The 12,159-nt window shown below is 32.1% G+C and carries 7 protein-coding genes; all 7 read right to left on the reverse strand.

Annotated features, from left to right (window positions below; translation table 11 throughout):
* Positions 1-11 precede the first annotated feature (11 nt).
* The 7 genes from H0I23_RS13090 to H0I23_RS13120 all read right to left on the reverse strand — a co-directional run bounded on the left by H0I23_RS13090 (position 12) and on the right by H0I23_RS13120 (position 12,141).
* Complete coding sequence (locus H0I23_RS13090) at positions 12-3,224, reverse strand: carboxypeptidase regulatory-like domain-containing protein (protein WP_216783744.1); 3,213 nt, start codon at positions 3,222-3,224, stop codon at positions 12-14.
* Positions 3,225-3,396: 172 nt separating this feature from the next.
* Positions 3,397-5,034 (reverse strand): glucose-6-phosphate isomerase, encoded by a 1,638-nt coding sequence (gene pgi / locus H0I23_RS13095; RefSeq protein WP_216783745.1) that lies wholly within the window; start codon positions 5,032-5,034, stop codon positions 3,397-3,399.
* 1 nt (position 5,035) lies between these two features.
* A complete protein-coding gene (locus tag H0I23_RS13100) occupies positions 5,036-6,313 on the reverse strand; it encodes a peptidoglycan DD-metalloendopeptidase family protein (protein ID WP_216783746.1) in 1,278 nt (425 codons plus the stop codon).
* A gap of 2 nt (positions 6,314-6,315) precedes the next feature.
* Positions 6,316-7,281, reverse strand: coding sequence for a tryptophan 2,3-dioxygenase family protein (locus H0I23_RS13105; RefSeq protein ID WP_216783747.1), 966 nt, complete (start codon positions 7,279-7,281; stop codon positions 6,316-6,318).
* 125 nt (positions 7,282-7,406) lie between these two features.
* Positions 7,407-8,195 carry a DUF3108 domain-containing protein gene (locus H0I23_RS13110; RefSeq protein WP_216783748.1) on the reverse strand — a complete coding sequence of 263 codons (789 nt, stop codon included), beginning with the start codon at positions 8,193-8,195 and terminating at the stop codon, positions 7,407-7,409.
* Positions 8,196-8,564: 369 nt separating this feature from the next.
* Positions 8,565-9,728 carry a 4-hydroxyphenylpyruvate dioxygenase gene (gene hppD / locus H0I23_RS13115; protein WP_216783749.1) on the reverse strand — a complete coding sequence of 388 codons (1,164 nt, stop codon included), beginning with the start codon at positions 9,726-9,728 and terminating at the stop codon, positions 8,565-8,567.
* Positions 9,729-9,900: 172 nt separating this feature from the next.
* Positions 9,901-12,141: a patatin-like phospholipase family protein gene (locus H0I23_RS13120; protein ID WP_216783750.1), complete on the reverse strand. Its 2,241-nt coding sequence runs from the start codon at positions 12,139-12,141 to the stop codon at positions 9,901-9,903.
* Positions 12,142-12,159: the final 18 nt, after the last annotated feature.

Genomic DNA, 12,159 nt, shown 5'->3' on the forward strand with positions numbered 1-12,159 from the left:
TTAAGCATTAGTTAGAAACTATATCTAAGACCTAATTGCATTTGCCACCTTGAAGAATTCAATCCTGAATCATCAATAATGTTTTTTGTATCTGGAGCACTATCATCAAAAGTAAATGTAGGCGTAGTTCCATCTGCTTGAAAACCTTCAAAATTTAACAACTGAACTTGATTGAAGTTTGTAAAAGTTCTTACACCCCATTTCTTATTCAATAAATTTGTGAAATTGAAAATATCAGCCGTAAACTCTATTTTATTTAAAGTTTTTCCTGTGTAAAAACGGAATTCTTGTGCAAACTTTAAATCAACAATATGAGCCCAATCCGAACGAGCTGCGTTTCTTTCTGCAAATTGTCCTCTTCTTGAACTTAAATATTCATCACCTGAAATAAATGCGTCAAGAGATTCCCATTGCTGAGCAGCTGTAATAGTAGCGTCTCCACTTGTATAAGGAACTAATTGCGCTTCAGCTAAAGTTGCAGGAACATATGCTAGAGCAGAGAAAGAGCCTGTATCAGACAATAACCCACTTCCATTATAAACATAACTAAAAGGAGAACCTTCTGAACCTTCGTAGAATACACCTAAACGAGTACGTAAATTATCATTCCATTTAAACTCAATAGTTGAATTTGCAATAATTCTATTTCCTGGAGAGAAATCAGACGTTGAAAGATCTGGTCTGTTAGAACCATTAACAGTTTCTAAATTTCTCCACTGAGAACTATTCTGAGAAGAAGTAGCATCAAATATACCATCAGAATCACCATAAGAGTAAGTCACATGAGATGTTACATCCACTTTAGTTGAGTAAAAATTCTTACTCAAACCTCCACTAATATTATAAGAACTTCCCTCTCCTGTATTTGATCCTAAATAAATAGCACCATATGTATTATCTAAAGTTCCAAAACCATAGTTAGGTCTAGAACCAGCACCAGTTGTTAAAAAACTTGGAGTGTTAGGTAAATTTAGATTTTCATAGGTAACTGCTGTAATATTATCATTCCAAATAAAGTCTCCTGAAAATACAATTCCACCAGGTAATTTTTGATCTAATGCTATATTAAGTTTAAATACCTGTGGTAATTTAAAATCTTTTGCAAAAACATTTATATCTCCTCCTAAAGCACCTGTACCTGGAAGTGGATCTGCAAATTGATTATTAACATCTGGATTAAATACAGGAACATCAGCACCTGTTAATTCAACAGAACCTGCAGTAATACCATTATTATTATATGCACCACCTGGCCATACTAAAGGTATTCTTGACGTAAAAACACCAAGACCACCTCTAATTTGTGTAGAACGATTTCCTTTAACATCCCAATTAAAACCTACTCTAGGAGAAAAGTGAGCAGTAGCATCTATACCTTGACCAACACGAGCGCCTTGTAAGTCTTTACCATTAGCTTCAAGTAAAGCTACTGAACGAGTGTTAAAATCTTCATTTACTAAACCATCTGCCCAGTAAGGAACATCTATACGCGCACCCATTGTAAATTTAAAATTATCTGTAACATTTACTTGATCTTGAATATAAACTCCAAATTGAAATAAATCAAAATCAGCAGCTCCTTGAGAATCATCTCCACTACCACCTAGTAATGAATATCCATATCTATATCTGTTACCTTGAGCTCCACCCAAAAAGTCTTCTAAACTGTTATATCTATAAGCACCGAAGTTGTTTCCAAAAAAAACATTATAAGCAGAAGATAACTCACTGTTAACACCAACTGTTACGGTATGTCTTCCTGAATAAATTTCAAAATTATCTGTAACAGTAAATACATTTTGCTCTAGCAAGTTAGCTGTTGAAAATGCTTCAGAACCAAAATAGATAGAAGATCCTGAAGAATCAAATATTTGTACATTAGGAAAAGGGCTTCCAGCAGGACCACGATCATCTCTAACACTTGTATAACCTACAACTAAGTTATTTGCAAATTTATCTCCAAATTTAGAACTCAGCTCTAAAGCTGAAGAGTTCGTAATAGACTCAAAGTTAATTGCATTATTTACAAAGTTAATTGCTCCTTGATTTGATCCATTTGCGTTAAACTGAACTGCTTTAACATAACTATGTTTTAAAGATAATTTATGATCTTCATTTATGTTCCAGTCAATTTTCGCTATTAATTTATCACTTTGTAATGTTGAAGTATTATTTTCATACCCTCCTGCATCATAGTTATAATTAGTACTTAAGAAATCTGAAAGTTGAGACAAATCATCTGCTGTAACACTACCTCTGTATGAAGAAATATCAAATGGTTGTGGTGTTTCATTATCTTGTCTTTCGTAATTCACGAAATAAAACAATTTATCTTCTACTATAGGACCGCCAACACGTAACCCATAAGTCTGTGATGAAAATTCTGCCAACTTAGTTCTTTCATTACTTCCTGCAAGACCTACAGGTGTTTTACCTGACAAATCTTGATTTCTATAAAACCCGTAAACAGAACCTTCAATTTGGTTTGTTCCTGATTTTGTAACAGCATTAATACTACCTCCAGCAAAACCTGATTGTCTAACATCAAAAGGAGCTACATTAATTTGAAAAGATTCAATCGCATCTAAAGAGATAGGACTAACCCCTGTTTGACCTCCATTGGTACCATTACCAGCAAGACCAAAAACATCATTATTTACAGCTCCATCAATATAAATAGCATTGTATCTATTATTTTGACCTGCAATTGAAATAACATCATCACCTGAAACCTGAGCTTGAGGAGTTAATCTAGCAAAATCAGCAATATTTCTAGAAATTGTTGGTAATGAGCTAACTTGCTTTTGAGAAACATTTGTTCCTGCTCCAGTTTTACCTGAATCAAACAAACCGTTTGATTGTGCAGTTATCACTATTTCATCAAGTTCATTTGCAGACTCTCCAAGTTTTACACTAAACCTTTGAGCATCTCCTAATTGAAGATATAAATCTTCTTTCTTGTAGTCAACATAACCAATATAAGAAATAGTTAACTTGTAAGGGCCACCTACTCTCATGTTAGATACTCTATAGTATCCATCAAAATCTGTTGCGGCACCATAAGTGGATCCAGAAGGTGTGTGAATCGCAACTACACTTGCCCCTGGCAAAGGTTCTCCGGTCTCATCAGTTACTTGCCCTCCGATTGCAGAGGTTGTAACCCCTTGTGAAAAAGCAACTGCCGTAAAAAGTAAACCGACAATTGTGAAATACAATTTTCTCATTTTTAAGTGTTTTTTTAGTTTTAGTTTTTCGCTGCAAAAGTGGAATATTAATTACACTTGAACATTAACAAAACGTTAAATTAGTCTTCACAAATTTAACATAAAAAAACACTCGCAATACTTGAAGAACAATAAGTTATCAAATTCCTTTAAGAAATAATAAATTCCTTAATTATTTCTTAAATTTTTGCAAAAGTTGCAACGTTGATGAATCATGACTACTTATTTCTGAATTCTCTATATCCTTTAAAATAGTTGTCGCTAGTTGCTTTCCTAACTCAACACCCCATTGATCGTAGCTAAATATGTTCCAAACGATGCCTTGAACAAATATTTTATGTTCATACAAAGCTATAAGTGACCCTAAACTTTTAGGGGTTAGCTTATTTATAAGAATTGAATTTGTTGGATTATTACCTTCAAAAACTTTAAAAGGTACTAAATCTTCGATGGCATTTTTATCCATTCCTTTTTCAGACAACTCACTTCTTACCTCATCTGCTCCTTTACCATTCATTAAAGCTTCAGTTTGTGCAAAATAATTTGCCATTAGCTTATTATGGTGATCAGTATCACCATGTAAAGAATCTTTATAACCAATAAAATCTGTCGGAATCAACTTCGAACCTTGGTGTATTAATTGAAAAAAGGCATGTTGAGAATTTGTACCTGGCTCTCCCCAAATAATAGTTCCTGTTTGGTAGCTTACTTTTTTACCATTTCTATCTACAGTTTTACCATTACTTTCCATTATACCCTGTTGTAAGTATGCTGAAAAACGACTTAAATATTGTGTATAAGGAATTATGGCTTCTGTTTCTGCTCCATAAAAATTATTATACCAAACACTTATTAATGCTAAAACAACTGGAATGTTAGCATCAAAATCAGTTGATTTAAAATGCTCATCCATCTCATTAGCTCCCACTAATAAATCATCAAAATTTTTGAAACCTACTGCTAAAGCTATTGATAGCCCAACTGCGCTCCATAATGAAAAGCGACCACCAACCCAGTCCCACATCGGAAATACGTTTTCAGGTGCAATACCAAATTCTGCTATTTTTTCTGTATTTGTTGATACTGCCGCAAAGTGCTTAGCAACATCTGCTTGTGTAGCATGCTTTAAAAACCACTTTTTTATAGTTGTAGCATTACTCAATGTTTCTTGAGTAGTAAATGTTTTTGAAACTACTACAAATAAAGTTGTCTCTGGATCAAGGTGCTTTAATGTTTCATATACATGATCACCATCTACATTAGATACAAAATGCATTTTTAAATGGTTTGCATAAAACTTCAAACCTTCAGTAACCATTGCTGGTCCTAAATCAGAACCTCCAATACCTATATTAACTACATCTGTAAAAGCCTTACCCGTAAAACCTTTCTTATCTCCAGAAATTACACTTTCTGTAAAAATCTTAATCTTTTCTTTTACTTCGTATATTTCAGGAACAACATTCTCACCATCCACTACTACAGAATCTGTTTTTTTAGCTCTTAAAGCGGTATGCAAAACAGCCCTACCTTCTGTCTTATTTATAATATCACCCTCAAAATATTTACTAATAGCATCTTTTAAGTTTACCTCTTTAGCTAATTCTAAAAGTAATGTTATCGTTTCTTTCGAGATTCTGTTTTTCGAATAGTCAACTAAAAAATCATTCCATTTAATTGTAAAATCACCTGCTCTACTTGCATCTTTAAGAAATAGATTTTTAATCTCTGTATTTTTTGAATCATCAAAATGAGATTGTAATTTTTTCCAAGAATTTGTTGTTGAAGGGTTGCTATTCTGTAGTGCCATTTTAGTTCTGTGTTATCTGTTGTTCTTCTTCTTTTTCAATAATTGTATACTCAACATTATCCAATTTAGTTTTAATTGGATTAATAAATTTTAAATAGTCCGCTCTTAAAGAATCGACTATAGGGTCTGCTGCTGGTAATTTTTCTTTTAAAGGATCGACTTGTTGGCCGTTTTTCCAAAAACGATAACACACATGTGGACCACCTGTATTACCCGTCATCCCAATCCAACCTATTACATCACCTTGTTTTACAAAGTCACCCTTCTTTACATTCTGATTTTTCATATGTAAATACTGAGTACTATAGGTGCCATTATGTTCTATTTTAACATACTTTCCGTTTCCTCCTCTTCTAGTAGACTCTACAACGGTACCATTTGCAGTTGCCAAAATTGGCGTACCCAATGGCGCTGCATAATCAGTACCTTTATGTGGGCGAAGTTTATAACCGTAATATTTGATTCTTCTATTAAGATTAAACCTAGATGATATTCTACTAAACTCAACCGGTGCTTTTAAAAACGTTCTTCTCAAGTTTTTTGCTGCATCATCATAATATTCAGTAATATTTTTTAAAGAATCGACTTGATACTCGAAACCATAAAAAGATTCTCCATTGTGTTCAAAATAAGCCGCCTCTATAGGTTCTGCACCTGCGTAAATAGAATCATTGATATACTTTTCTTTATAAATAACCTTAAATTTATCACCTTTTTGAAGTCTAAAAAAGTCAATAGACCACGCATATATTTCAGAGAGATTATTGGTAACCATATAATCTATCCCTTGTTCATTAATTGCAGTTGATAAATTAGACGTAATTACACCTGATGCTACCCTTTCTACATATTTCACATTTTTCTTGCTTCTATATGCTACTACAGAATCTCTTAAATCAACCACGGTATAATTTATTCTGTCGTTTTCATAAACAAAATATTGTGTTGTTTGTGTAGTGTCTTTTGATTTTAAAATAGCATATGGTTTCCCTATTTGTATTTTTCGAACATCAAAAGTATCTTTAAGCTCAGTTGATACTTTAAAAATTTTCTGGTAATCAACCTTATTTTGCAACATCAACTCACCAAAACTATCTCCATTTCGGACTGTGTCTCTAACAATTTCAAAATCGGCAATATTAAAGCCATAAGCTTCAATAATTACAGGTTTTTCAATTACTTCTACTTTTTCAATTTTTTCATTAGCAGTTTTTTTATCTCCACATGAAAATAAAAGAAGACTGCTTAAAATACCTAAACAAAATTTTTGTGCTCTCAATTCTATAAACTTTTCTCAGGGTTAAAGATATGGTCTACCCATTGTTTTCCCCAATCATTTAACTCATCTTTAGTGTATAATTCTGGAAAGAAGATAATTTTCTGAAAACTTGGCGGCAAATATTCTTTCCAATTTGTACCTCCTGTTGCATCTACAGGTTTTTTATCTTTTGCTAAATATCTATAAGCTGAACCCATATGCATTAACGGCCAGTTTACATTTGCATTAATATCTAATTCCTTCAATGCCTTTATCAGCTCAGGGTTTGCTTGTTCGTCTTTACTAAGGTTTAAATATTTAGAATATATAGTTTTGTTTTGCACTTGCTTTGCAATTCTTATTAAACGAGGTGTATATCGATATTCAAACTGCTTAAGTGTTAATGTTTTCTCGCCAGTTTCTTTATCTGTAGCTCCTTTTTTCCAATAAATATTTTCATATAGATCTTCAATACTGTTTTCAGATGAAAACACTTCTCGTTCTGTATGGTGCACCAAATACTCTAATGGAGTAGAATGTATCTCAATCATTCTATATTGAGCAGACTGAAAACCACTTGCTGGCAATAAAGCCATTCTATATTGCAAAAATTGCTCTCTTTGCATACCATTAATCATGATACTGAACGAAGATATTAAAGCTCTATAATAGCTATTTATTCGAGTTGCTTTTTCTATAAAAAAATCAACAGCTTGAGTTTTATCATCAATCAGCTGTTTTTGTTCGTGCAAAATCAACTTAAAATACAATTCTGTAATCTGGTGATACATGATGAAAATTTCTTCATCAGGAAAATGAGTTCTTGGTATTTGTAAACTCAATAAGGTGTCTAAATGAATATAATCCCAATATGTTAAGTAGCGTTGGTATAAAAGACCATCTAAATAAGAGCTTAGATCTTGACCCGAGTTCTTATACTTTTCTTCTAATTTGGAGATCTGTAAATCAATTTTCTCTTTATTTTTCAAATGAAAAAATTTTAATTGGAGATTAATTATAAAAATATGTTGAATACAAAAATAGGATAAAGTATTTACATAAAATTATTTATGCACAAACAACACAAACATTACCAATTATTGGTGAATTTTAATTAATCCATAATTATTTTAAACTGATTTTTAAGCCCATTATAGCCATCTAAATCTGCTTTTATTGAACCAACAGCTATATCTGCCTTTATTCTTATTGGAATTTTATTATCATCATTAGAAACCCACAATGACAAACTCTCTTCTTCTTTAAAAATTCGACCTGACTGCACATAAGGTCTAAATTTTAAACACTCAACTTTGCCGTATTTTGTTTTCAAAATTTCTTTGCCAACATATTTTAATTTAAATTGATATACCCCATCATCATCATATAACATATCTAACTTTATATACTCACCAATTACCAAATCTGAAAATTCATAATTTTTTCGGATATGGTAAAATGCAGAAATCAAATCTTGAACACCACTGTTAATATCAAAAGTGAATTTTTTGTCACTTTTTTTGTCATTTAAGATTGCCTTGTTTTTTGAATAGTCAAAATTAATCTCAACATCTTTAGTATAACCTCCTTCGTTAATATTTCTAACAAACTTATACGGTCTACCATCTACCTTGTCAAAGTAACTTTCATAAACATCTTCTACTTTAAAAAAAGCTTTAGCTAAACCAGTAGTTTTACCTTCTCCTCTAACTCTATAAACATTTTTGCCGTCTACCTTATCATTAGTTATGTGTAATGTAGCAATGCTTGCATTAAAAATACCATAATGAATTCTAAATTTTAACCACTCACCCGTTTCAAAAGATTCTTTCTTTTCTTGAGCCGATGCTATTGTGGTAAAAATCAACAATAAAGCTATTAGGTATGAATTTACTTTTTTCATGCTATTTCTTTTTATGCCTTATGAGCATTTGTGCCAAATTTAAAAGTAGCCTTTGTAAAATTAAGAAAAAGGGAATCACAAAATGTACTTTACATTATGTTAAACAAAATTTATTCCAAAGTATTGTTTTAAATTAAAAGTATAAAAAAAGCCCAGTGTTTCCACTGGGCTTTCCCTAAATAACCAACCAAACTTTAAATTATGAAAAACAATACTTAAAGTTAATAAGGGAACCACCCCTTATTTGATTTCAAAATTACAACAAAGCTTTTATTTTAAAATCAGTTTTAACGTACTTTAACTATAGCGTTAACAGTAATTTATATTTATGGTTAGAAATTTAAACTTTTATTAAGAAAAATTACAATTTTAAAGAGTGCCTCGAGCTTCTTGCTCACGCTCAATAGCCTCAAAAAGTGCTTTAAAATTACCCACACCAAATGATTGAGCTCCTTTTCTTTGGATAATTTCGATAAACAAAGTTGGCCTATCTACAATAGTTTTTGTAAAAATTTGCAATAAATAACCTTCTTCATCTCTATCTATTAATATACCATGCTTTTTCAGCACTTCTACATCTTCATCTATATTACCAACACGCTCTAGCAAATCGTCATAATATTCCTCAGGCACATATAAAAACTCCACCCCTCTATCTCTCATTGCCGATACAGTTGCCACTATATCATCAGTAGCCAAGGCCATGTGCTGTACCCCTGGTCCATTATTAAAGTCTAAATATTCTTCTATCTGAGATTTCTTTTTCCCCTTAGCAGGCTCGTTTATTGGAAATTTAACTCTCCCATTTCCATTACTCATTACTTTACTCATTAAAGCAGTATATTCTGTAGCTATATCATCATCTACAAAAGACACAATTTGAGCAAAGCCCATAACCTCCCCATAAAACTTGCACCAGGTATTCATCTCATCCCAACCTACATTACCCACCATGTGGTCAATAAATTTAATACCTGTTGGTTCTGGATTATAATGTGATTCCCATTTTCTATAACCTGGTAAAAATATGCCATCATAATTTTTACGCTCTACAAATATGTGAACTGTTTCGCCATACGTATATACACCTGAACGAACAACTTTACCGTTTTCATCCTCCTCTACTGTTGGTTTTAAATAAGGCTTAGCCCCTCGCTTAGTAGTTTCCTCAAATGCCTTTGCAGCATCATCAACCCATAAAGCAACAACCTTTACTGCATCGCCATGTTCATCAATATGCCTATTAATCTCACCACCTTTACCCAAAGGTGTAGTCAACACCAATCGTATTTTATCTTGCTTTAAAACGTAAGAAACCCGATCCTTAACACCCGTTTCTAGCCCCGCATAAGCCTCTGATTGAAAACCAAACGCTGTTTTATAAAAATGCGCAGATTGCTTTGCGTTACCCACATAAAGCTCTACATAATCTGTTCCTAATAAAGGAAGAAAATCTTCTGCTTCTTTGAATAATTTTTTAAGAGAGTATTCTGTATTTTTTAAATCTTTTAAGTTTTTTATTTCTGCTGCCATATTATTTTTTTGATTTTTAATTTGTAGAAAAGTAAAGTCACCCCTCTTGAAAAAGAAGGCTCAAAAAAAATTACCACATCGCCCTAAGGTGGGCTGTAATATCAACTCTATATTGTAGCATAACACAAATATCGTAAAATTAACTTTAACTCTCTACTATTTAGTATACACCTTAAAACCAATACCCTATACTGAAAAATAATTTATTTTCTTTACCCTCAGGAGACCAAGAATATACTACCTGAACAGGACCTATAAATGACTCCCAACCATAGCCGACTCCGTAACCTGAAAATTTTGGCACTTTAAACCACTCACCCGTTCTAAATAAATCATCATCTACATTTGCGTAATTTGCCATAAATGTAACATGGTTTTTAGCAACGAATTCATAATCTAACCTTGCCGAACTTTTTACAAAACTATTTCCTGGAAGCCCTAAAAAATCATACCCCATAAAAGGTACAAAATTATTGAATTTCGCAGCTCCGAAACCTCCCAGAACAAAATCAAAAGAAGATACAGGCGAAATCCCTAATTTAAAACCACCTTCTGCTTCTATATTTAATGACAGTTTGTTTATTAATGGAAAAGCAGCACCCATTCGGGCCTGAGTTACTGAAAAATCTTTAAAATTATTATTAAAATCTGAAGAGGCTACGTAATAATGGAAATCTCCATTAAAATACACTCCTTTAGTCGGAAAAAACTTATCATCATATGTATCTAGTATTAATTTACCATATACACTATAAAAATTACTTTTTTCTAAATCAAATCTTTCACTAGTTGAACTAGATTCTTCGCCCAAAGTTTTTGTGCCAAATTTTAAAAATTTATGCTCTATACCTAAAGTAAAAGCAAACTCTTCTTTTACTTGTGTTTGCACATAAAATTGGTTTGTAAAGTCTGAAATATCAAGACTCACTGTGTTAATATTCTGACCATTAGGTACATCAAAATTTGACTCAAATAAATCGTAATCAATTTGCTGACTAAAACCAAAATATCTAGAATTAAAACCAAAACTCCAATAGGTTCCTTTATCTACATAATATTCTAAATTATAACGAACATTGTCGCCTATTATAAAATCTAAAGACCCAACATCATCACCAAAAAATATTTTCTTTTTTGTAATATTAACTAATGCAGCAGTATTCAATAAATCATCATAATGCATACCCATTTTTATATAGGTATTTACTGGATTTTCGTTTAATTTTATTAGCAAATCTGCCTTATCATCATTTGAATGTAATTGATATCGTATGGTTTTGAAATTACCTGTAGCTGCTAAATTGCTAACGCCTTGTTGAAGCCTTTCAAATGATAAACTATTATCTGTTGGCAACCTCAATTTACCCTTTACATATCCTCTCGAATAATGATCACTACCTAGTATGCTTAAATTTTTAATAGTAAGCATATCTTCAATTTTAATTCTGCTTTTAGGCCTCTTCTTTCTTTTTTGTTGATTAGCTAGCTCCTTTAAGGCTATAAAATTTTCTCTCGCAGCAACTTCGCCTTTATCAATTATTTCATTTAACAAACCAAAATCGATAACCGAATATTTTTCAATGTCTGGTTTTATATAAATATCGGTGTTTTTTGATTTTTCAACCATATCCTTCACCGTTCTGTAGTTGTTAATTTGCAACAAAACTTCTGTTGCTGAAGAAAGCGTTTCTCTATCTGACAAACCATGCTGAACATCTACACCAATAATAACATCAGCTCCCATTTTCTTAACCTTCTCTACAGGGTAATTATTCACAACCCCACCGTCTATCAATAAGTTATCACCTATATCTGACGGCTCAAATAAAGATGGAAATGTACCACTAGCCATAATAGCCTCTGGTAGATACCCTTTATTTAAAACTATTTCCTCCCCCGTCTCTACATCTGTTGCTATACAGAAAAAAGGAATTGGTAAATCGTTAAAATCATCTACATCTCTTACATGATATAAATAACGAACCAATACATTATAGATACTCTGACCACTAGAAATTGCAGCAGGAAACGATACTTTGAATTTTTCAAACGGTAGTGATAATGCATATCTTTCTGAATCTTCTTTTTCATAAAAAGTTTTAGCATTACGCGGTATATCACCTTGAATAAGTTTACTAAAGTCTGTTTTCCTGAAAATAGAATCTAGCTCTGCTGCAGAATACCCCGAAGCGTATAATGCACCTACAATAGCACCCATACTTGTACCACCAATATAATCGATTTGAACACCTGCTTCTTCAATAACTTTTAAAGCCCCTATATGTGCAAAGCCTTTAGCGCCTCCTCCACTAAGTACCAAACCTACTTTTATATCTTTTTTTGAGTTCTTTTTTTGAGAAAAAAGGCTAGAAAAAGAGCATAAAACAAGTAGTGTTATTAAAACTTTATTCATGTGTTATTTTATCAATTA

Source organism: Cellulophaga sp. HaHaR_3_176, assembly GCF_019021925.1.
Classification (GTDB): Bacteria; Bacteroidota; Bacteroidia; order Flavobacteriales; family Flavobacteriaceae; genus Cellulophaga.